This window comes from Schlesneria paludicola DSM 18645, assembly GCF_000255655.1.
GTDB lineage: Bacteria > Planctomycetota > Planctomycetia > Planctomycetales > Planctomycetaceae > Schlesneria > Schlesneria paludicola.
Genome location: NZ_JH636435.1, coordinates 2,470,096 through 2,491,772, shown reverse-complemented (window position 1 = coordinate 2,491,772; position 21,677 = coordinate 2,470,096). Strand labels below are relative to the sequence as shown.

Annotated in this window: 16 protein-coding genes; 7 read left to right on the top strand and 9 right to left on the bottom strand. The window is 55.9% G+C overall.

The genetic code is table 11. From position 1 onward, the window contains the following. Positions 1 to 145: 145 nt before the first annotated feature. Positions 146 to 658 carry a hypothetical protein gene (locus OSO_RS0128385; protein ID WP_010586370.1) on the top strand — a complete coding sequence of 171 codons (513 nt, stop codon included), beginning with the start codon at positions 146 to 148 and terminating at the stop codon, positions 656 to 658. A gap of 103 nt (positions 659 to 761) precedes the next feature. Here OSO_RS0128385 and OSO_RS0128380 read toward each other — a convergent pair whose 3' ends face one another. Both OSO_RS0128380 and OSO_RS45500 read right to left on the bottom strand, forming a co-directional pair. After that, the gene (locus OSO_RS0128380) at positions 762 to 1,685 is read right to left on the bottom strand and encodes a DUF1559 family PulG-like putative transporter (protein WP_040593333.1); all 924 of its coding nucleotides are present in this window, start codon (positions 1,683 to 1,685) and stop codon (positions 762 to 764) included. A 154-nt stretch (positions 1,686 to 1,839) separates the two neighbouring features. Then, positions 1,840 to 2,322 carry a leucine-rich repeat domain-containing protein gene (locus OSO_RS45500; protein ID WP_157605498.1) on the bottom strand — a complete coding sequence of 161 codons (483 nt, stop codon included), beginning with the start codon at positions 2,320 to 2,322 and terminating at the stop codon, positions 1,840 to 1,842. Between the two features lie 379 nt (positions 2,323 to 2,701). Here OSO_RS45500 and OSO_RS48710 point away from each other — a divergent pair, with 379 nt between their 5' ends. After that, positions 2,702 to 3,316 carry an SIS domain-containing protein gene (locus OSO_RS48710; protein WP_010586366.1) on the top strand — a complete coding sequence of 205 codons (615 nt, stop codon included), beginning with the start codon at positions 2,702 to 2,704 and terminating at the stop codon, positions 3,314 to 3,316. 220 nt (positions 3,317 to 3,536) lie between these two features. After that, entirely contained in the window at positions 3,537 to 4,253 is a 717-nt protein-coding gene (locus tag OSO_RS0128360; protein WP_157605497.1) for a DUF2334 domain-containing protein, read from the top strand. A gap of 3 nt (positions 4,254 to 4,256) precedes the next feature. On the opposite strand, the gene OSO_RS48705 is transcribed toward OSO_RS0128360, so the two are convergent. Further along, on the bottom strand, positions 4,257 to 5,492 hold the full coding sequence (locus tag OSO_RS48705) for a glycosyltransferase family 2 protein (protein ID WP_010586364.1): 1,236 nt from the start codon (positions 5,490 to 5,492) through the stop codon (positions 4,257 to 4,259). Between the two features lie 344 nt (positions 5,493 to 5,836). Further along, complete coding sequence (locus OSO_RS48700; RefSeq protein WP_010586362.1) at positions 5,837 to 6,547, bottom strand: ion channel; 711 nt, start codon at positions 6,545 to 6,547, stop codon at positions 5,837 to 5,839. A 321-nt stretch (positions 6,548 to 6,868) separates the two neighbouring features. On the opposite strand from OSO_RS48700, the gene glpK reads away from it, so the two are divergent. Further along, entirely contained in the window at positions 6,869 to 8,365 is a 1,497-nt protein-coding gene (gene glpK / locus OSO_RS0128340) for a glycerol kinase GlpK (RefSeq protein WP_029247573.1), read from the top strand. Beyond that, the gene (locus OSO_RS0128335; protein WP_040592674.1) at positions 8,365 to 9,945 is read left to right on the top strand and encodes a glycerol-3-phosphate dehydrogenase/oxidase; all 1,581 of its coding nucleotides are present in this window, start codon (positions 8,365 to 8,367) and stop codon (positions 9,943 to 9,945) included. Before glpK ends, OSO_RS0128335 begins: the two co-directional genes overlap by 1 nt. A gap of 162 nt (positions 9,946 to 10,107) precedes the next feature. Here the strand turns inward: OSO_RS0128335 and OSO_RS0128330 are convergent, their stop codons facing one another. Next, positions 10,108 to 11,289, bottom strand: a complete 1,182-nt coding sequence (locus tag OSO_RS0128330; RefSeq protein ID WP_010586359.1) for a hypothetical protein — start codon at positions 11,287 to 11,289, stop codon at positions 10,108 to 10,110. Between the two features lie 359 nt (positions 11,290 to 11,648). Between OSO_RS0128330 and OSO_RS0128325 the strand changes: the two genes are divergently transcribed. After that, entirely contained in the window at positions 11,649 to 11,924 is a 276-nt protein-coding gene (locus OSO_RS0128325; RefSeq protein ID WP_010586358.1) for a hypothetical protein, read from the top strand. Then, positions 11,921 to 12,358, top strand: a complete 438-nt coding sequence (locus OSO_RS0128320) for an STAS domain-containing protein (RefSeq protein WP_010586357.1) — start codon at positions 11,921 to 11,923, stop codon at positions 12,356 to 12,358. Before OSO_RS0128325 ends, OSO_RS0128320 begins: the two co-directional genes overlap by 4 nt. A 54-nt stretch (positions 12,359 to 12,412) precedes the next feature. Here the strand turns inward: OSO_RS0128320 and OSO_RS45480 are convergent, their stop codons facing one another. The 4 genes from OSO_RS45480 to OSO_RS0128295 form a co-directional block, all read right to left on the bottom strand. Beyond that, positions 12,413 to 15,703, bottom strand: coding sequence for an efflux RND transporter permease subunit (locus OSO_RS45480; RefSeq protein ID WP_010586356.1), 3,291 nt, complete (start codon positions 15,701 to 15,703; stop codon positions 12,413 to 12,415). 182 nt (positions 15,704 to 15,885) lie between these two features. Continuing rightward, positions 15,886 to 17,145 carry an efflux RND transporter periplasmic adaptor subunit gene (locus tag OSO_RS0128310; protein ID WP_157605496.1) on the bottom strand — a complete coding sequence of 420 codons (1,260 nt, stop codon included), beginning with the start codon at positions 17,143 to 17,145 and terminating at the stop codon, positions 15,886 to 15,888. Positions 17,146 to 18,490: 1,345 nt separating this feature from the next. Further along, a complete protein-coding gene (locus OSO_RS51035; RefSeq protein WP_157605495.1) occupies positions 18,491 to 18,907 on the bottom strand; it encodes a hypothetical protein in 417 nt (138 codons plus the stop codon). Positions 18,908 to 19,182: 275 nt separating this feature from the next. Then, on the bottom strand, positions 19,183 to 21,666 hold the full coding sequence (locus tag OSO_RS0128295) for a secretin GspD/PilQ domain-containing protein (protein WP_010586354.1): 2,484 nt from the start codon (positions 21,664 to 21,666) through the stop codon (positions 19,183 to 19,185). Positions 21,667 to 21,677: the final 11 nt, after the last annotated feature.

Below are 21,677 nucleotides of genomic sequence, written 5' to 3'. Positions count from 1 at the left end.
CGCGTTCGCCAGGAAATTGTCCGGATGGCGTTCGTTCGACTCTTCACCGCTTGGCACACGCGGGGGCTTTTGCCATCCGAACGAACGCTGCTAAGATTCCGTTGGAGAATCCTCTTTCGGCCCGACAGACGGTAGAAGAAAGTTCATGAAGCCACAGCAACTTTTGACCCCGACACAGCAGATTGCCAAGCGGCGCGTTCGACGACTGATCTTTGCGGTCACGATCACGATGACGGTGATGGTCAGTGTCTTCGTGTACGAGCAAAGTAAGAATGAAGTCTTGCTGGTAAACAATCGGGCGGAACCTGTCACGTTCGAAACGTCGGTGGTCGCTTATCCGATTCGCGATCAGGCGGTGCCGGGGATTTCCGTTGAAGGCGATGGCCGGCAAGTGCTGAGTCCGACGACGACGGTCGTTCCGGCCAAATCCAAGTCAACCTTGTCATTCGCTCGTGGCAATCACGAGATTCTTCGTGTTTCGACGATCGTTCGCGAAGAGGCGGGACCCCGCAGTCAGATTCTGTCTCGCGCGACGTGGGGGCTGCGGATGCGTTTCGTCCGTGGTGACGAATTGTCTCTCGCCGCTGAACCTGCGTCGTCGGCCTTACGACGCTGGTTCGACGAGAACCGGAAGTGGATTCCATTCATTGGAGCATGAGGCGTGAGCGTTGTGGCTCGTGTTCCATGGTGACGAGAGCAAGGAGGAGTCACGAGAGCAAGAAGGACCATCGAACGAAGTGCGAGTGTCGGCGCTGTCGTGTTCAATAGGAGCTGTCGGACACGATCTCGCCACCGGCGCGGGTGACCAGACCGTCGTAGACGACCGCACTCAAATTCTGAGACAGGTAACGCACGCTGCCGTCTCCGAACAGGTGGTGGGCTCCGCCGAAGTGCTGGCTGGAAGCGGCCCACAGGCAATCGATCCCCTGCCCCGCCGCGTTGTAGTACGGCGTATAGTTGATGGCGATTTCGGGGGCGGCATAGCTGGGGGCATTGCTATCGTCGTATCGTCGCGATGTTAATGCGGCGGTGCCGCCATCGATCCAGACAGCGGCATTTTCTTCGCGCGTTTCTGCGACCAGCACAGTCGATGACGTTCCATCGGTGATGTCTGCCATACGGGTTTTTGACTGGGCGTAAATCACGCCGTCAGGACTTTTCCACAGATTACCAACGGTCGTTGATCCAATGGCCACATAGTTTCGCAAGGCGTACGTCGGTGACAATGCGACGTAGAGCGGGTCTTGAGAATAGTCATTGCCGACGTAGGTCGGACATCGATAGCTGGCGATCTTTTTCGAGGCGGCGGTGACATTTTGCGGGTCGAGAGCCGAAAGATTGTAGTTCACCTGATTCTGCAGATTTGCCTGATCGAGGTACGGCAAAATCAGGCTGGCCCAACTGTGCAGATGATACTGGCTGGGATTCGAGCTCCAGACACCATAATCAATGATGCTCGTGCTGCCGGGGGGAAACGTCGTGAACGAACCGACGTAGTTGTGCAGTGCCAGACCGATTTGCTTGAGGTTGTTGCGGCACGTTGTCCGCCGGGCGGCCTCGCGTGCCTGTTGAACGGCAGGGAGCAGTAACGCAATCAAGACGGCGATGATGGCGATCACGCACAGCAATTCGATCAGAGTGAACGCGCGCTTGCGATTCGCGACACGTTGCAAGGCACGGGGCATGGCGAGTCCTTTGATGGATGCCTTCTGGGGTCTGTGTCGAACGGGATGGAACTCGTGGAAGTGCATTCGGTGCGATCGCTGAGGCGCCGACAGTAGCAAGCCGCGGGCCGACATTCCACAATTTTCTTGTGTCTCATTGCCGCTCACGTGTCGACTATCGAGCGATCGTGGTTTGGGGCAGCGCTTTACGCAGGGATGCAATTCCCGTTGTTGTTGTCGCGGTTTCCTGCAGATTCAGGGTCTTGAGCTGAGTCAGCGTTCGAAGCGATTTGAGGCCCGCGTCGGTGCTTTGTGTCGAGTTCAAACTTAACGTCTGCAATTCGGTGATGCTGCTGAGGTGTGCGAGTCCCTCGTCCGAAATCTTGGTCTTGCCCAAGAACAGATTTCTGAGTTTGGGAAGCGTCTTCAATGCCGTTAGATCGCTGTCCTGGACCGAAGTGCGATGCAGATAGACTTTCGTCACGCGCCGATCAGGCCCTGGGCCGTCGTATTCCACTTTTCCGCCCAACTTCTGAATCATCGCAACGGTATTGGCCTCGTCCGTGTGTCCCTTTGAATCCTGACTGCATCCGAACACGCCGAATGCGATGATCGTGAGGATCTGAAGTGGCGATCGCATGGCGCCTGCATGTGACATGAACGACATTTTCTGAAGAACGTGGAATCAATGGGGACGCACAATTATGAGCGTGGACCGCTTACCACGCCAATCGCTGGCATTCGGCAACGGGCGTTCTGCGCAATCTGTCGGCACGTCGTCCGTGAAACTGGTTGATCCAGTTGAGAAAACGTGACAGACTAGTGTGCTTCGCTCGCGTATGAACAACCACAGGACAAAGCGACGGTCTTGAGGCATTGATGTGACGGACCAAAGTCGCCAACAGACGTTCGCGCGATTTCCCGAACGAGGTTTGTGGAACGTCACGGTGACCGCTTGCGTTTTTGGCAATCTCCGCCACACTGCGGATCGCCACTTCATCTCATCCTACTTTTTGACACGAGGAATTCACAGACCGATGTACAGCCAGAAATATCTCCAGTCATTGTCGTCCGTTCTGGAGCAAACGGAATCGTCGTTGGGCACCGAGAAAACGGACCTGCAAACCGCTCTGGCTCAGTCGGTTGAGATTCTGAAAGCCGTTCAGGCCTCGAATGGAACCCAGTTCTTTCTGGGCAACGGCGCCAGTGCCGCGTTCGCTGAGCATATGGCTCTGGACTGGACGAAAAACGGGGGCGTACGTTCGCTGAATCCGTCGAGTGCCGTCTTGCTGACGGCGCTCGCGAATGACATTTCGTACCAGGATTCGTTCGCGACCTTTTTGGATCGATACGCGCGAGCGGGTGATCTGGTCGTGACGATCAGCAGCTCGGGAAATTCCGAGAACGTGTTGCGCGCGATCACGAAGGCCCGTGAGATTGGGATGAAGGTCATCACGCTGTCTGGTTTGAAACCAGACAATTCCAGCCGCAAGTCGGGCGATGTGAACTTTTATGTCCCGGGCCGGACCTATGGAATTGTCGAATGTGCGCATCAAGTCCTGCTGCACATGATGATCGACGCGTTCATGGGGATTGAAGAGTGGGCGCGGACCGGTTACCAGAACATGAACGTCTCACAATTTCAGCTGTAGTGACGGCTGTGCAGACAGGTTGAACATTGCGCGCAGGCTCGTTGGGCTGCGCGCCGCGGGATTCTGAAAATGCCTTTTGAAGTTGCAAACCGATTGCCGATTTGAGGGATGATGTCTGGGGATGAATCGTCGTCATCTTTGTTTTTTCAGAGACTGACGGATGTGGAATCCGTGATTCGCGAACGTGAAAAGGGATGACGTGAAAACTGGCGGCGTTCCTGTGTCATTCGATTCCACTCAGGTTTTTAGTGTCGTCCTGCACGATGTCACTCCACGATTTGAGAAGGAAGTCGATCTCTTCGTCGAGACGCTGTCGCCACGAATCGGAACGGCAATCGCTGGTGCCGTGGTGCCTTGCTGGGGCGGGGAACCGTTAACGGAACGCGACCGGCCTTTTCTTTCCAGGATTCAAGCCCGTTTCGGCAACCTGTTGCTGCATGGATTCACGCACACGCGAGCGCGAGGACGTGGTCTCGTCTCGCGTGTCGCCGCGGGTTTGGACGAAATGAACGGGCTGACCCCGGAAGAAACAGACCAGCGTTTGAGCGATGGTCAGGCAGAAATGCAGCGCTGGCTGGGATCTCGCGCCAAAGGATTCATTGCCCCGACGTTTCAAGTGGGACATGCCAGTCCACAGAGGTTGGCACGACACGGAATTGACTACACGATCGGCTACCGAAAACTCGTTCGTGCGGATGGAACTGCCGAGCGGTTGGCGACCTGGTGCTGGGACGTTTCTCCACGCCCAGTTTTGAATCACGCCGGGTACTGGCTGGGAGAACTGCAGTACCGATTACAGCGCGCTGCGATTCCGTGTCTTGCACTCCATCCGCTGGATGTTGGACGCGGCTTCTTGCCCCAGATCTGCCAAACGGTCGACAAGTTGCTGGACGCGGGTCGCAAACCGGTTCTGTTCGAAGGCACTCGCGCGGATTGATGGCTACGACAGGTTCTTTTCCGTCCACATCGCAAACGCAGGCCGTACGATCTGTCCGCGATGGAACACCGTTCCCCGCCATTGGAGTCGTGCCAGTCCGGCATGATTGAGCATCGCTCGAAACAGCATGGCGACCATAATCACATGGCCAATGGGAATCGTCAGCGACCACAACAGTCGGCTGCCTGTTGCTCGGAAGGCGATTGCCGCCTGAATCTGTTGGAACGCGACAATGACACAGAGCCCCGTAAGCCCGGCGTTCCAGACCACCTGCGTGTCAGGCGGCTGAAGGAAATTGCCGATGAGCGAAGATGCCAGAATCCAAGTTGGGATCATCGATAAGAGCAGCAGTCTCGCAATGGAAACAGCGATGACTGTGGGAGACAGCGTTCCATAGAAAATCCGCGACCAACCGTTCCAGGAGGCCCGAATGGAATCGTACATGCGCGTTTGGAACAAGCCATCACTTTGCATGACGAGCAGGCGGCAGCCATTCGACTTCGCAATTCGTGCAATGGCAACGTCTTCACCGATCTGCGTGCGAACGCTGGCCCATCCACCGACTCGATCAAAGCAGACGCGATTCATCAACATGAATGCGCCGTTGGCATATGCCGTCGCGACCGCCGGGTTGTTGACACGACCAGGTTGGAACCAAACCATCATCAGCCACGAACAGACGGGAACAGTGAGCTTTTCCCAAATCGACGTCATGGTGAACTGCGGTGTCAACGTGAGCATATCCGCGCCCTGATCAATCGCTTCACTGACGGCTACGGTCAGTGTCTGATCCGACGTCTGTTCGCAATCGGCGTCGGTAAAGCAGAACCATTCCCCTTGTGCGAACTGCATTCCGAGATGCATGGCGTGTGTCTTCCCGAACCAGCCCTCGGGCAATGACGGCACACGAATCACGCGTAGCCGTCCGGCGAACTCGCGTTCAAGGCGATCGAGAATCTGCCCCGTCGCATCCGTGCTGCGATCATTGATCGCGATCACTTCAAAATCAGGATAGTTTTGCAGGCACAATGATCGTACGCACTTCTCAATGCAGTCTTCCTCATTGCGTGCTGCGACGAGGACCGACAGCCGTGGAAGGCGGGCTGATTTGAGTGACGAATTGGCCTTCAGGAATTTTCGGTGTCGGAACCCCGCGAGTACCAGGCTCAACTGAATAATCCACAGGGCGACCAGACACCACGGGAGGAGTGGGGAAAAGGTCGAACTGGTAAGCCACATCTGTTGGGAATCCAGAATCAAGACAGTGGGGGGGGATTGAGTCGTCGCGGGTTGCATTCGCAGACTGTTGAAATCAAGAGAGAGGCAGAGGCACCTTGGTCTTCGCGATGCCTGACGTTCTTGTTCGGAGCCAGTCTCCGTGATTTCAGCAAACTGTTAGGCCGGAATCTTGTCGAAGATTCGGTATACGCCTGTGCGGCGTTCTCTGGCCTGATGGTCGATGTCGCCACGATTTCACGTGACCTAATGACTATCTAGTTTGAGAGATCGCGAACTCAATTCTTTTGTGCAGTCTACGGCGGTGATTCTGTGGTTCCGCTCGTCGACGTCCGGTGGTAGCGGTGTTAGCGAGTTTTCAGACGTTCGCTGCCGGAATCGAGAGACGAGACCATGCGTGATCCGCGCAGGTTGACCAGACCAGCAACGAGAACCGCAAGGTAGAACTGGCCACAGATGGCTTCCCATACGGTCAGGCAGCGCGCGATTGGGGACGCGGGCAAGACATCGCCAAACCCGAGAGTCGTCATGGTCGTAAAGCTGAAGTACTCAAGCATATACCAGCGCGAAACAGGGTCATGCGTCCAGTCGGACTTCAGGTTGCCAACTTGGAACGATCCTGGAGCGAGTGTTTCCAGCAGGCAATACGCCTCGGCGAAGGCCACTCCGATCAATGTGTAGCCGCAGAACGCCCCCGCAATGCTGTCTCGCGTTACGGTTGGTTGTGTGATGAGGGTTCGCAAGATCACGGCGATCGTGAACACGAGAAATACGATTCCGATGATGCGTCCCAGGTTTGACACAAGCAGTTCCGTGTTTCCTGTGAAGAAGTTGCGAAAAAGCGTCAAGCCAATGGCGGGCACGCCGAGAATGAGCGAGATGGCGCGTGATCGGGGTTCAAAACTCAAGGCAGAAATGGCGAAGACGAGCACACCCATGCCAATGAGGTTGAGGAACAGTGGGTGATCAATCACTCCCACGGACGCCGTGCGCGTGATGTTCAGCACAACCATCGCGACGAGCAGGATGGAAAAGCGATACTCCGCGAATGAGTTCATCTGATGCGTCCAGACAGGATTGGGGCGCTGCGGGGGCGAAAGCGGCGGACGTGGGAACTCGGGCGACTGACGGTGTCCGCGGCAACTCGGAATGGAAGTGCCATACACTAGCGAACTCGATGTCTCTGGGACAAATGATTGACTTCGGTGCGGGGTGTGCCATGACGAAAGATTTCTTTTGCGGCCGTTTGTCCGTGCCTCGCGATTCTCGGGTCTGCGATCTTCATTCAATTAAATGATTCACCATTTCGGTGAATCATCGGCGTGCTGTATCATCTCATCATCCCGAATTATGACCGTTGTTTTCGGCTGGAGATTGCCATGCCATTCGTGCTTGCGCTCGACGAAGGTACAACCAGTTGTCGCGCGGTTGTGTTTGACCAGGCAGGTGTCGTTCTCGGCATCGCGCAGAAAGAGTTCACTCAACATTTCCCCAAGCCAGGGTGGGTTGAACACGATGCCGAGGAGATTTGGACGAATCAATTGGCAGTCGCCAAGGGGGTGCTTGAGCAGACAAAACTGAATGCGCGCGACATTGCCGCGATTGGGATCTCGAACCAGCGTGAAACGACGGTCGTCTGGGATCGGGACACGGGGCATCCGATCTGCCACGCCATCGTCTGGCAGGATCGTCGGACGGCGGATGCCTGTGACGTGCTAAGGAAACAAGGGGCTGACAAGGTAATTCAAGAGAGAACGGGACTGGTGCTCGACGCGTACTTCTCGGCCACGAAAATTGCCTGGATTCTGGATCATGTTCCGGATGCTCGAAAGCGGGCGGAGGCTGGGCGATTGGCCTTCGGCACGATTGATAGTTGGCTGATCTGGAAAATGACGAACGGCACACGGCATGTCACCGACCTGACGAATGCGTCGCGAACACTGCTCTTCAATATCCATACGCGCCAGTGGGACGATGAACTTCTGACGCTTTTCCGGATTCCGCGTGGGCTGTTGCCGGATGTCTGCGGGTCGTCTGAAGTTGTGGGAGAAGCTGTTCCGCAACTGTTCGGTTCGGCGATTCCCATCGCGGGGATCGCCGGTGATCAACAAGGAGCCTTGTTTGGACAACTCTGTCTAAAACGCGGTGAGACAAAGACGACGTACGGCACGGGATGCTTCATGCTGCAGCACACCGGCGAGGTGGCCGTCGCGTCAAAGAATCGCTTGATTACCACGATTGCCGCGACCTCAAGCGGCCAAATTGGCTACGCGCTTGAGGGAAGCGTATTTATCGGCGGGGCGGTTGTGCAGTGGCTGCGCGATGGACTGGGCGTCATTGAATCGTCGGTCGATGTTCAGGCGCTTGCGAGTTCTGTTCCAGACAGTGGTGGAGTGACGTTCGTACCTGCGTTCGCCGGGCTTGGCGCTCCTTACTGGGATGCGAATGCACGGGGGATGATTATCGGACTGACTCGCGGGTCAACAGCGGCGCACGTGGCGCGGGCTGCGGTTGAGTCGATTGCCCATCAGGTTGCCGATCTGGCGGAAGCGATGCAGCGTGATTCTGGGGTTCGATTGCATGAAATGCGAGTGGACGGCGGTGCGACTCGCGATGACCTGCTGATGCAATTCCAGGCGGATCTGTTGGGGGTGCCTCTGATCCGCCCGTCCAGTAGTGAGATCACGGCACAGGGGGCTGCCTTTCTCGCCGGACTGGCGGTGGGGGTCTGGACCGGTCTGCCTCAATTGGCGGAACTCGAACAAATCGACAAACGTTTCGAACCGCAATTGGCGGCGTCGCAAGTGGCCGAGTCTCGCGAGCGTTGGCGGCGGGCCGTCACCCGATGTCAGGGTTGGGAAGGCGGTGAATCATGATGAGCCGAACCGAGATGCTCGCGCGAGCGACGAATCGAAAGACGCCCTGGGATCTTGTCGTTATCGGCGGTGGAGCGACGGGAGTCGGCGTTGCTGTTGATGCCGCCTCGCGCGGTTATGATGTGCTACTCGTCGAGCAATACGATTTCGGCAAAGGGACTTCGAGCCGTAGCACCAAGCTGGTGCACGGGGGCGTTCGCTATCTCGAACAGGGTAACATCTCGCTGGTCATGGAAGCTCTCAAAGAACGCGGATTGCTTCGCAAGAACGCCCCGCATCTGGTCCATGATCTGGCGTTCGTTGTCCCCAGCTACACCTGGTGGGAATCGCCTTTCTATGGGTTCGGTCTGAAGGTTTACAACATGTTGTCGGGGCGATATCGATTCGGCCCCACGACGGTGTTGTCGCGTGACGAGATCTTGACACGATTGCCAACGATCAAAACGGAAGGTCTGAAAGGGGGCGTTGTTTACTACGACGGTCAGTTCGATGACTCTCGGTTGCTGATCAATCTGGTGACAACGGCCGTCGAGCAAGGCGCGACTCTCGTGAATTATGCGGAAGTCGTTGACTTAAGGCGTGACGACGATGGATTTGTGAATGGCGTTCGCGTCCGGGACTGCGAAGGGAACGCCGAGTTCGAAGTCTCGGCGCGCGCGGTGGTCAACGCGACGGGGGCGTTTTGCGATCGCGTGCGGCGGATGGCCGATCCTGATGCCGCCGCCTTGATCGCACCCAGTCAGGGAATTCATCTGGTTTTTGATCGATCATTTCTGCGGAGCGACAGCGCCATTATGGTTCCGCACACGCCCGATGGGCGCGTGATGTTTGCGATCCCCTGGCACGATCACACGGTTGTTGGAACCACCGATGTCGCGATTCCCGATACTCCGATCGAACCGCGTGCCACCGAGGATGAGATCAACTTCATTCTCGAAACTGCGGGCCGCTATCTGGAGAAGCCGCCGACGCGAGCCGACATTCTGAGTGTCTTTGTCGGCATTCGTCCCCTCGTTCGCAGTGGCGACGCCAAAAGTACGGCAAAGCTGTCGCGCGACCACACGATCCACATCGATAGTTCGGGGCTATTGACGATTGCAGGGGGGAAATGGACAACTTATCGCAATATGGCTGAAGACTGCGTCAATCATGCTGCCACACTGGCGCAGCTTGAGGATCGGCCGTGTGTGACAAAGGCGTTGTCGATTCACGGATCGGACCGAAACGGAGCTCGGCCGGCCGGAGAGTATGCGAGTCACCTGGCCGTCTATGGAACCGATGCGGAACTGATTGCGCTGCTGGCAAAGTCTGATTCACGGCTAGCGGCTCAATTGCATCCCGCCCTTCCCTACATCCTTGCGGAAGTGGTTTGGGCCGTTCGTCATGAAATGGCACGAACGGTTGAAGATGTCCTCGCACGACGTACTCGTGCTCTCTTTTTGAATGCTCGAGCCGCCCTGGAAATGGCGCCGATCGTGGCCGAGATCATGGCGAAAGAATTGCAGCAGGATGACGCCTGGCAGCGTCGGCAAATCGAAGAATTCCAGCAAGTGGCCGCAGGGTATCTGGTTGCTCCCTAACCGCTTATTGGAAGCACTAGGACTGGTTTCGCACGGATTCGGCAACGCGATGACATTGCGAATCCCAAGGCGCCCGGTCGTCCCCCGTTCCAATCGTTGGTCACCGCTGGTGTGTGCCAAGTCTGTTCAACTGTGCTTCGCGGAGTGGCCTTGAATCATCCATCAATAGTCCGATGAGATTCGAATCATCAGACTGTCGGTGGGCGAATAGTTGCCGATCTCTGAGCGGTAGCTGACCGACCTGTTGAAGACCCAGCCGGCTTCGACACGCGTGGCGTGCCCCTTGCTCGATCGCGCTTCAAAACCCGTTGTCAGTCGGTAGTCGCGGTAGGTGACGACATCGTATGAACGGTCGGCACGGCTGATCGCCCACGAGCCGCCTCCCAGTTCGCCGCCCATGTAGAGCCAACCTTCATCCTTTCCTCCGCGATAGCAACGCCAGGCGACGCGAGGTTTGGGAAAGACGAGATCCAGCCGCAGGTCGCTTTCAGGGGTGGCAAAGATCAGACCGACGACGGGAAGCAAATGGATGTCATCTCGTGCCAGGTCGGTGACACCGAGTACGGTCTGGCAGCTGTCAAACGTTTGGGAGTACGAAATGACGTGCCACGGCAAGCGAAACGCTTCAATTCCCTTATTGGAGAAGTCGGTGTACCAACCGGGGGAAAGCATCGCATCAACGATGGTTCGACGGCTGATGCGATGCGTCGTCCCCAGATTGATCAGGATGTCGAAGAGTTGTGGTGGCAAATCCGTGGTGCTTGGGCCGTTCAGCCACTTCGCGCCAAACGTCGTATCGATCGAAAATGTGCGTGGATTGGGTGGGACGAAACGTGTTCGCGAGAGCGGTTCAAAGTCGAGCTCCAGCATTCCCAATTGATCATTCGAGCCAGCGATCCAGCCAAATGATGTGCGGTTCGCGGCAAGTTTCTTGTTTTCGTCCTGTTCAGAAGCCACATCGAACTGGCGCGGTGCATTGTCGAGCGGTATGGCTTCGGTAGAGAATGTTCGCGGAGGATCCGCAGCTCGCGGTGGAAAAATCTGTTCAACGACCCCGTCATCGATCGGTGCGGGGGCGGAAAATTGACTGGAACCAGCCTCTGCGAAGCGGCGAACGGCTCCCGATTCCTCATCCTGTGTCGACGCGACGAATCGGACCAGCTGATCGTCCGCTGCGACATTTGTTGTCAACTGAAATGTGGCGTTGTTCGCGATGGGCTTCAGACCGTCGAATGACGAGCGACGAAACGAAGTGGCGCGGACGACCCCTTCGAGATCGTCGTCGGTCGCATCGGCCGCCGAACAAAGGCCGAGCAGCCATGCCAAAACGAGGCACTGTCGCATGGAAACGGTCTCAGCCGGTGATTCAAAGGGGACTGGGTTTTGCGAGCCGGGTTTCGTATCAGTCTGCGTCAAAGTGGTCAAGACGGAATGACACGCGGCGGTTAGGTGTGGTTCTTGGTTGCTTCGTCGTAAGGTGTTGATGCCAGATGGTCTATGGCAATGCGCTGGTTGTTTCGGTTCGACGGCGTCGGTTGAGTTCTGGCGAGATTCGCACGTGGATTTCTTCCAGAGCCGCACTAACTTCTCCACCTTTTCACCGGCGCTTCCTCATCGGTTCACATTCCCGGGTTACGTTGTCGCTTCAACGGATTGCTCCATTCCACACCGCAACACGGTCCCGCGATCTTCAAAGGTCGGCTATGTCATCACTCCGCACGTCGTCTGCACTGCATGAATCGCCTGTCGTGATTCACGAACTGATGAGTCACATTCGTGATCGGACATTTGGTCGATTGCACGATCTGAATGTGAGTCAGGGCTTTGATGGTCGCTTGCGCGTTTCGGCGATCGCTCATTCGCGGTTTGTGGGACAACTGGCCGAGTGGGCCGTTCACGAACGAATTGCACCAGCGGACGTTTCTCTGACGATTTCCGTACGACAGCCCTCACAACGTTTCCGGGAGGTTCAGAAATGACCTTGGTCACTCATCAATCGTTTTATCTGGAGCAGGTTCGCGAAGTCACGGTGGTCAGTTTCACCGTTTCTGGCGTGGTGGGATCGAATTTCGAGCGTGTCTCTGATGACCTGTTTGAGTTGGTCGAATTTCTAAAGCTGACGAGTGACCCGATTCAAGTCGTGCTGGATATGAAGGCACTTCGCCAGATCGATGATTGGGGACTTGCGATGCTGCGTGCATTTTCGGAGACGATGTCGACGTATGGCGGAACAGTCATCCTGTGCCGAATGATGCCAGGAATTCTGGACACCATAGCGGATACGGGGATGCAGGCCGCGTTTCAAATCCGCGAGACACGTATGGAAGCGATCAGCGCCTTTGCGGACGATCAGAATCTACTCCGTCGCCCATCGTCGCGCATCTTTGCTGCGATGACTGCCGCGATTCAGTAGTGGTTTTTGCCGTGACGTCGGCAGGCAGAGTGTGTTGTCGCACAATTCCACAAATCACTTGGAAGGTGGTTCGCTTGAAACGAGCGACCTTGTCGCACTGCGGGCCAGTCGGCGGCGTAGCGGTGCCGCCGTGATGGTGTTGAAAAGCCATTGCCTGATCCGAACCGGCGAGAGTGCCGCAAATAGTTTCCAGTCGGTCATACGATCGATCACGTAGAAAAAGACCGGCGTCAGGAAGATGCCGAAGAATGTCACACCGAGCATGCCGCTGAACACGGCTGTTCCCAAGGCACGCCGCATTTCCGCCCCTGCCCCGCGTGCGACGACCAGCGGTACCACGCCCAGGATGAATGCGAACGAGGTCATCAGAATCGGCCGCAGTCGAAGTTCGCACGCCTGAAGCGTGGCGTCACGTCGATTGACACCCTCGTCGCGGCGGAACTTGGCGAATTCGACGATCAGAATGGCGTTCTTACATGCCAATCCGATTAGCACAATAAAACCAATCTGGGTGAACAGATTGATATCCATCTCGGCGACAGCGACGCCGGTGATCGAACTGAGCACGCACATTGGCACGACAAGAATCACGGCCAATGGCAGCGACCAGCTTTCATACAGTGCGGCCAGCACGAGAAAGACGAAAACGACGGAAAGTGCGAACACCAACAGACCCGTGTTACCCGTGAGTCGTTCCAGATAGGTGATCTCGGTCCATTCGTACGCCATATCGCTGGGGAGTTCGCGACGACAAAGTTCTTCGACCTGTGCGATCGCCTGTCCGGTACTGAACCCCGCGACAACGTTTCCGTTGATGGCGGCTGCGGGGTACATGTTGTAACGGGTCAGCACCAGCGGCGAGCTAATTTCATTCACTGCCGCGACGGAGCCAATCGGGACCATTTCTTGGTTACGATTGCGAACTCGTAGCCGGCTGACGTCGCGAATTTCGTCGCGGAACTGGGCATCGGCTTGCACGACAACCTGCCAGGTCCGACCGAATCGATTGAAGTTATTGACGTATCTCGATCCGAGATAGGCCTGAAGCGTACCGAAGACGTCGTTCAAGTTGATTCCCTGCGTCAGGCAGGCGCGACGATTGATATCAACAAACAACTGCGGTGAGTTCGCTTTATAGACGGTAAACAATCCAATCAATGACTGGGGTTTGTCCGATTCACCCAGGTTTCCTTTATTCACGATGTTGTCGGTCTGCTGCTGAAGATTCTGCAGACGGACATCGCCGCGATCCTCGATCATTAGCTTGAAGCCCCCTGCTCGACCGAGTCCGCTCACAGCCGGTGGCGGGAAGACGTTGACCACGGCGTCGGGAATTTCGGCGGCATACCTCTTACGCAGGGTCTTCAGGATTTCATCGGCCGACATCGACTTGTCATGGCGATCCTCAAAGTTCTTCAGAATGATGAACATCGAACCGAAGTTGGAGCCGTATGCGCTGAGCACGAAGGAATTGCCAGCGACCGAGTTCACGTTTTTGATACCGGGCGTTTCCAGGGCAATTTTTTCAATCCGGGCAATCACGTCGCGCGTTCGGACCGCGGCCGTCGAGTCTGGCAATTGAACGCTGGCAATGAAGTAACCTTTGTCCTGTGTCGGGATGAACCCCGTTGGCAATCGCTGAAAGCCCCAATAAGTCAGTCCCAGCAGGCCGACATAGACGATGAGAACCAGCGCAGGAACTCGCAACATGCGCCCGACAATCGAAATGTAAACTCGAGTCGATGCGCGGAACGTACGATTGAACAGCCAGAAGAACCAACCGAACAGAACGTCAATCAGCCACGTCAGTGGATCACGGCCTTGAGACTTTGGTTTCAGCAGGAGTGCGGCTAGGGCCGGGCTGAGTGTCAGCGAGTTGAATGTGGAGATAATCGTCGAGATGGCGATGGTGAGCGCAAATTGGCGAAAGAATTGCCCCACGATTCCGGTCAGGAACGCGCACGGGATAAATACGGCACTCAGCACCAGGCCGACAGCGATGACAGGGCCCGAGACTTCATCCATCGCGCTGATGGCGGCCTGTCGGGGGGACAGGCCTTTCTCGATGTAATGTTCAACCGCCTCGACGACGACGATCGCGTCGTCGACCACGATTCCGATCGCGAGTACCAGTCCGAACAGCGTCAAGTTATTGATGCTGAATTGAGTCATCGCCATGGCGGCAAAGGTGCCGATGATCGCCACGGGGACTGCAATCAGGGGGATAATGGCTGCACGCCACCCCTGCAAGAACACCAGAACCACGATGGCGACCAGAATCACAGAATCGCGAAGTGCCTTCACGACTTCTTCGATCGACTCACGAATGAACGGGGTTGTGTCGTAACCAATGTCATACCGCACACCATCGGGAAACGTCTGCGATAGAACATGCATCTTTTCTTTGACCAGGTCCGCCGTTTCAAGGGCGTTGGCGTCTGGCAATTGGAAGATGGCCAGACCCACGGTCGGTTTGCTGTCGAAGCGGTTGCTGACGTCCTGTGACCTGGCTCCCATCTCGACCCGGCCGATATCTTTGATGCACAAGAGTTCGCCGTCCGCGCCGGAGCGAACGACGACCTGTTCGAACTCCTCGACCGTGGACAAGCGGCCCAGGATATCGAGCGGCATCTGGTGTGTGGGTGCACCTCCTGATTCGGATGATGGAGTTGGCGACTGTCCGAAATAGCCCGATGCCACGTCGAGGTTTTCCTGACGCAGCGCGTTCACGACATCACTGACCGCAAGACCCAGCGTCGAAAGTTTATCGGGATCAACCCACACGCGCATGCTGTAGTCGCGCTGGCCGAAGACCAGCACTTCGCTGATGCCGGGCAATCGGGACAATTCGTCCTTAATCCGCATCAATGCGAAGTTGCTCAGATACAACTGATCATAGCGCTCATCGGGACAGTTAATGCTGACGGTTAATAGGATATCTGGCGAGCGTTTCTTGGTGGTGACGCCCGTCTGCCGGACGACATCGGGCAGCAGCGGAATCGCCAGGCTGACACGATTTTGAACCAGCACTTGCGCCAGGTTCAGGTTCACACCCGGCTTGAAGGTGACGGTGAGTGTGTATGACCCGTCGCTGGTGCTTTGCGACGACATGTAAAGCATGTTTTCGACACCGTTGACCTGTTGTTCAATCGGCGCCGCGACGGTCTGGGCGACCACTTGCGCGCTGGCCCCCGGGTAGTTACAGTCGACCTGTACCGTTGGCGGTGCGACGGGGGGATACTGTGCAATTGGCAGTTCGAATACGGCGATCCCGCCAGCCAGTGTGATCAGGATCGAGAGCACAGAGGCGAAGATCGGTCTGTCGATAAAGAATCGCGAAAACATGTCAAATTCGCCCGCGTGTTCCGTCAGCGTCACAGTCTGATGACGTGTCGGGGATTGACTCCGTCACGTCTCGATTCTCGCATCGTGCGACACTGGCAAGCCCAGTGCGTTTCTTCGGAAGGTCTGGTCTCTTGAGACGCTGGCGTTTCCAGTCGAACCGCCATTTGCCGTTGGGCAATCTGTTACGGACGTCCGACGACGCCGGTCGTGGCTTTGGCTTCCACTGGAGGTTTCACATCAGATGTACTGGGGGTGACCGGTTTGGGGGCGGCCGGCTTCTCTTTGGATTCCGCGAACTTTGGGCTGACTTTTGCTCCTACGCGGACGCGTTGCAAACCTGAGACGATCACGCGGTCGGTCTCTGTGACACCTTCTTCAATGACCCGTCGACCTTCTTTAAGCAATCCGATCCGGACCCGTCGATAGACGACTTCGTCTTTGTCGTTCAGCACATAGACATAACGCTGTCCCTGATCCGAACCCAGGGCTTCTTCGGGGATCAGCAATGCCGGATGCGGTTTGCCAATCGGCACATGCAAGCGAATGAACATCCCAGGCGACAGCAGCAAATCGTCATTCTCGACAGTGGCGCGCAGACGGAGGGTACCGGTGGTGGGGGAAATATGGTTGTCGAGGAAATCGATCATGCCCTTACGCGAATAGTCATCCTCGTCCGCAAGTGAAAACTGAACCTCGTAGGCGGCATCTCGAGGCGACTTGATCTTTCCTTCGCGGATCAAGCGTTCGACACGCAGCACGGTTCGTTCATCGATATCGAAATACGCGTAGATTGGATTCAGCGACATCACTGAAACCAGCACGGTATCGTCCGCCTTGACCAGGTTGCCCGGATCGACCTGACGACGGCTGATTCGTCCCGTAATCGGCGAGGCAATCAAGGTGAATTCGCGATTCAACTTCGCGACATCGCGAGTGGCGATCAATGCTTCGAGTCCGGCTTGTCCTTCGGCGAGGTCGGCCGCCGAGAGATCGAGATCTTCTTGCGTCGCGTTTTTGGTGCTGAACAGTTTCTTCTTTCGTTCGTCATCGCGCTTCAAACGTGAGACGCGTGCCTTTGACTGTTCCACGTTCGCTGTTGCGTGAACGAGCTCGGCTTCGTAAGGACGTGCATCAATCTGGAAGAGCGGCTGTCCTTCCTGAACATTGGTACCATCGGCGAAGAAGACTTTGTCGAGATAGCCACTGACTCGGGAGCGGATGTCGACCGCTTCTCGTGCGACCAGACGACCTGTGGTTTCTTCGAAGTCGAGGACATCTTCCAGAGCCGGAGTCTGGATCACAACTTCGGCTGGCTTCGGGGGGGCAGGCGGAGCGGCCGCTTTCTGACACCCCATCGGAAACAAGAGGCCATAGCATCCGAAACAGAACAGCACTCGCTTGATGATCCGTTTGGAATCATCCATCCAAGGCTGCGCATTCATGGCGAGATCGTCCATTCTGATTGAAACCTCGCAAACTCTATAAGTCAGGCGGGCGGCAGGCGGCAGGTCCATACAAGAAGACATATATCTTAGGGGGTTAGCCCACCTGCCGACAACTGGAAGCGCAAATTCTGCCGCTGTCATCCTCGCCGACCTTGCCCGCGCGATTCGTGATCGAAAGCACACAAAATCCAAGGTTTTGTCTGAGCAATCGCTTTTCTGACACGAATGTAATCCACCTTTGTCAGAAAACTCTTGGTAGATTTCAGGTTCGCGTTGACGACTCTACAACCCCGTTTTCGCTGAGCCCTGTCGAAAGTGACTTTGTTTCGAACAATCGTACAGCAGTTGCCATGAGTCGTTGACGGAAGGTCCGAATACGGCACCACGGAGAACGAATTGTTCGTTCTCCGTTTCGGTTTGGGAATACTTCGGGCTCCCAAAGGTGCTGAGGCCACGTTCCCGTCGTACAAAAAAACGAAATTATACGAGGCTGTGCCAAGCAGGAGCCCTTGAATCTGCGCTCGTCAGTATTTTCCCCTCGTTTCCACGCTCAGCTCTGGGAATGAGTGGTGCGACTTTCAGGTATTACCCGAGCTGAGGACGTCCATCAGGCGCCGGCGAAGCGTCTCAAAAGCGGGAGTTCGGCAGCGGGGATCAAAAACCGACACTGCCACTCATTCCTATTGGCTCATAAAACGTGAGTAGGGCTACAATTAGAGCAACATCCGATGTTTTTGAATCACGCCAAGTTGATCATCTGATATGGTGATCAACTTGACGGGCGACGCGGCGAAGTGGATGAAATTGGTGCTTTTCTTATACCGTCCAGACGACGTTGGTGTTTCAAGCTTGGAGCGAAATTTTGAGCGGGTGTGGCCATGCAATCCGGACGTTAAATTTAAAACACTCTGACATCATTTCGGATTAATTCAGGCGAGTCGAGAGTTGGTAATCTTTGTTTTAACACGTCGCCTCGCTTTTGGATCTTCAGGTCTGGTTTCTTTCGCTATTCGGCAACACAGCCTAATTCGAGGCGGAGGAACAGAAGGCGGATGCTTCTCGGTTCGCCGAACGTTTTTCTTTCCTGCGGTATACGATACCCAAGCAAGTCCTTCGTAACGTTGCCCGTCGCAACTTGACTGATTGCGCCATTTCGATCACTGCTCTCGTACGCAATATTTTCAGAATCAAATCAGTATTTAATGCTAATGGTTTGGACGATGAGAAACGCGATAAAGTGCCGTATTTGTCGACAATCTCGGCTTCGAGCGTCTCTTGGGGCAATGGTGCAAGCACTCGTGTGGCCTTGTTTTAATCGCGATAAATCTTTCGTTTCCAACAGTCACGGAATATCTCGGGCAATTGTAATATTCGCGGCATGGAGTGGCCCAAGAACGCCATGATAGAGATCGATGCTGCCTTCATGCTCTAAGATTGCGCAAATAGCTGCTTTTCGGGAGTCGTGCCAATTCCAACCACCGGCTGGATTTGGGACAGCATCACTAAAAAGTTGATAGAGACTTTGATTTGGGGGCTCTGCGAATGGCGGTTGGCCAGTCAGTCGGAAAGAAGCTTGTTGTGCATTCTCTATCGCCAGCAATATCGTTGTCCACTCGGTGGTGCTTAGCGTGGCGACGGGTGGAGTTACAGATGCAGACCCGATTGAGTTATCAATCACGACGCCATTTGTTGATCGCTTGTATTGAAAAACTCCTTCTTGAGCTCCGCCATGCCTACCAAGTGTTTGCAATACCTTCACAATCAACTCCAAAAAGATACGTAGTGTAGATTTGTTCAAGTGGATCGAGATCAGTATTGAGTTGTAGTCACGTATTTGTCAATTCAGACGGTCGCTAACGGGTTTGTTGCCTGCGGCGGGCGAAGTCAAAATTACTTACGTGAAGGACGTCATGTTGCTTGATTGGGATTGCTGCGATTGCCCTGGCTGCGATTGATGACGAAGTAACATATTGGCGAGCCGAAAAGCGTTTGCTCTCAGCTTGCCAAGAGTGTTTTTTGGGGGCTGCGCGTGAACTATCTTGCGATGTTGTATTGCGCCAATGACTGATCGATCGCAGATCGCAGACGGTGGGCTTCGGCGTCGTGTTGATTGTGGTGCAACGAAGCTTCGATCTGTTGACGTGCCTTGACGGTGTTTCCCTCGTGCAGATAGGCGGTGGCGCGCGTGTAGTGGGCGCGGGCGAGTTCCAAGCGATCGATTGAGTGCTTGTCCTGGGGCGTCTTTGGCGAACGGATGTGCGTGAGACCGACTGCCGGTCCGGCGTCGGAAGGTGGTACGCAATCCGCAACGATGTGTGGCGTGACCAGAAGGATTAGTTCCCTGCGCTGAATCAATTCCTGGCGGTGACGGAAGCGTGAGCCGACCACGGGGATCGCACCGACGACGGGGACTCGCTGAGTGGTCTCGATCGTTTGCTCGGTGATTAGGCCACCGATGGCGAGTGTAGCGGCGTTGGGCACCATCACGTGTGTCGACATCTCGATGGTTCGTTGGCGTGGTGTCTTGCTGCGTTTGTCCCATTGAATGGAGTGATGTTCTGGTTGAACTTCCAGTTTGATCCAGCCATCGGCCGAGATCGATGGGCGAAAGACCAGCCGCGTGCCCGAGTCCAAAAATTGAATCGCACCACCGGCACAAGACTGATAGCCAATTCGGTCACCAATCAGCATTTCGGCGCGGTGTTTGTTCAAGACTTGAATTCGCTGGGTCGTCAAAACTTGCGTCTCGCCCAGTGACGAGACTGAGTTGACGAACGTCGGTACGCTGCAAGCGAGAGTCGCTTGTTTGAGTTCTCCGTCGGTCGAAGAACAGTGGAGTGTGTTTGCGCCCGGAACGCATGGAAGCTTTCGTAGATCGATTCCGTGCGGCCCGGCCTCGGGCAACGCCACGGACAGAATCCGGGCTTCGATTTCGACCTGCAGTGGAGGAACGTCCATCTCGACCAGAATTTGTTGGATACGGTCGTGAATATCGGCCACATCTTGAACGATCACAACGTCTCGCTGGGCGGTGTCTGAGTCCTCGGTCTGGTCCCCTGCCCTGTCTGGGACTGCACTCGACGAATGCCGTCCATCGCTTGAGAGCAACGGGATGATCAAACGATTGAGTTCTGCGGCGCTGAGGAAACTCGGTTGGTAAACGCGCATCACCAGCGTTCGTTTTTGACGTTTCAGTTGTGCGGCTTCCGCGATTGTCGAAATCTGCGTGATCTCGCCCTCGCGTTCGACGACGTATCCTTGCGACTTGGCGATGGCATTCAAGGCGGTTTCGAGTCGCACATTGCGCAGTGACAGCGTGATGGGGCCTGAAACTTCGGGGCTGACGAGAATGCTGACGTGCGCCGTCTGGCTCAGTCTGTGGAAAAATTCTCGGACATCGCCGTCGCGAACGTCCATTGTGAAGACATCTGTCGCCTGCGCGCTGGGTTCGATACGAATTGCGTCTCTGGGCTGTAGTGGTGGCGCGATGGCCGGATTTTTGAGACGATCGGGGGATTCCACTTCAACGAACGTGTGTGCCGCTGAAGGTGCAGGCGTTGCTGGAGTTTGTTCTGCTACTGTTCGTTCTGGTTCTGGGACTATGGCAGATCGTTGCTTTGCCGCGGACTGTTGAGGTGCGGCAATTCGAGGTGCGGCTGTAGGCTCTGAGGAAGATCGCGCAATGGCTGGGGGGATTTGAATCGTGGGCGGTGTCTCGCGGCGTGGCGTGGGCGCGGGGTGGCTTCCCACAGACGTGTCAGGATTGAGTTTTGTTTCCTCACGTGGCGAGATGGATTCGCGTGGTGCAACGAACGTAGGCTCCGCGTCCTGACTATCTTCCTTCAACCAAGCTCGCAGTGCCGCGATGGATTCATGCTTTTCCGATTTGAGCTGTGCTTGACGCAATCTCTGTTCGTTTTTTTTTGCATCTTCGGTTCGCTGCCGGACCAGTTCCTCTTGCCGCTGTGACAGACGATCCAACCGGCGTCCGACGTCACGCAGTTGCATTTCCAGGCGGACGGTTGTTTCGAAGTTGTCCTGACCCTGGGCTTCGTCGATGGGACGGAACAGGATCAGTTGGCGGACTGACGGTATCTGTTCTTGCGGAATTGGCTCCGCTTTCGAGGCTGCCTGTGGCGGTTCGGGTTCGGCGGCAGGTTCAGGGGTGGTTGCCGACTTGGTTCCAGGCATGGCACGGACAGGCATCTCGATCGTGCTGTGTCCTGCGACGGAACCGGTAAAGTCCAGAGATGCACGATGGCGAACAGGGGGTGAATTCGAGAATTCATCCGACAACAGGCTTGCCGTTTTGACCGGCGTCTTGTGGAGCGAGTTGTGCTGGTCTTCGCTTGTTGGTTTAGGGCCAGAGAGTTTGGCGAATTGCGCCCAACGTGGATTCGCGGTCGACTGCAACTGCCGCGCGCGTAACCCCGCGAACATCAGCATCACCAGTGGCACACCAATGGCCAAGGCGATGGCCAATTGTGCCTTACTGAATGAGGATTGAGGTCGCAGCATGACATCGTCCC

Excerpts from the sequence above, each read along its gene's own strand:
- OSO_RS0128330 (WP_010586359.1), bottom strand. The coding sequence starts at position 11,289 with ATGCGACAGTGCCTCGTTTTGGCATGGCTGCTCGGCCTTTGTTCGGCG.
- OSO_RS0128325 (WP_010586358.1), top strand. The coding sequence starts at position 11,649 with ATGTCATCACTCCGCACGTCGTCTGCACTGCATGAATCGCCTGTCGTG.
- OSO_RS0128385 (WP_010586370.1), top strand. The coding sequence starts at position 146 with ATGAAGCCACAGCAACTTTTGACCCCGACACAGCAGATTGCCAAGCGG.
- OSO_RS0128310 (WP_157605496.1), bottom strand. The coding sequence starts at position 17,145 with ATGAATGCGCAGCCTTGGATGGATGATTCCAAACGGATCATCAAGCGA.
- OSO_RS0128380 (WP_040593333.1), bottom strand. The coding sequence starts at position 1,685 with ATGCCCCGTGCCTTGCAACGTGTCGCGAATCGCAAGCGCGCGTTCACT.
- glpK (WP_029247573.1), top strand. The coding sequence starts at position 6,869 with ATGCCATTCGTGCTTGCGCTCGACGAAGGTACAACCAGTTGTCGCGCG.
- OSO_RS45500 (WP_157605498.1), bottom strand. The coding sequence starts at position 2,322 with ATGTCACATGCAGGCGCCATGCGATCGCCACTTCAGATCCTCACGATC.
- OSO_RS45480 (WP_010586356.1), bottom strand. The coding sequence starts at position 15,703 with ATGTTTTCGCGATTCTTTATCGACAGACCGATCTTCGCCTCTGTGCTC.
- OSO_RS0128335 (WP_040592674.1), top strand. The coding sequence starts at position 8,365 with ATGAGCCGAACCGAGATGCTCGCGCGAGCGACGAATCGAAAGACGCCC.
- OSO_RS48710 (WP_010586366.1), top strand. The coding sequence starts at position 2,702 with ATGTACAGCCAGAAATATCTCCAGTCATTGTCGTCCGTTCTGGAGCAA.
- OSO_RS0128320 (WP_010586357.1), top strand. The coding sequence starts at position 11,921 with ATGACCTTGGTCACTCATCAATCGTTTTATCTGGAGCAGGTTCGCGAA.
- OSO_RS48705 (WP_010586364.1), bottom strand. The coding sequence starts at position 5,492 with ATGTGGCTTACCAGTTCGACCTTTTCCCCACTCCTCCCGTGGTGTCTG.
- OSO_RS0128295 (WP_010586354.1), bottom strand. The coding sequence starts at position 21,666 with ATGCTGCGACCTCAATCCTCATTCAGTAAGGCACAATTGGCCATCGCC.
- OSO_RS48700 (WP_010586362.1), bottom strand. The coding sequence starts at position 6,547 with ATGAACTCATTCGCGGAGTATCGCTTTTCCATCCTGCTCGTCGCGATG.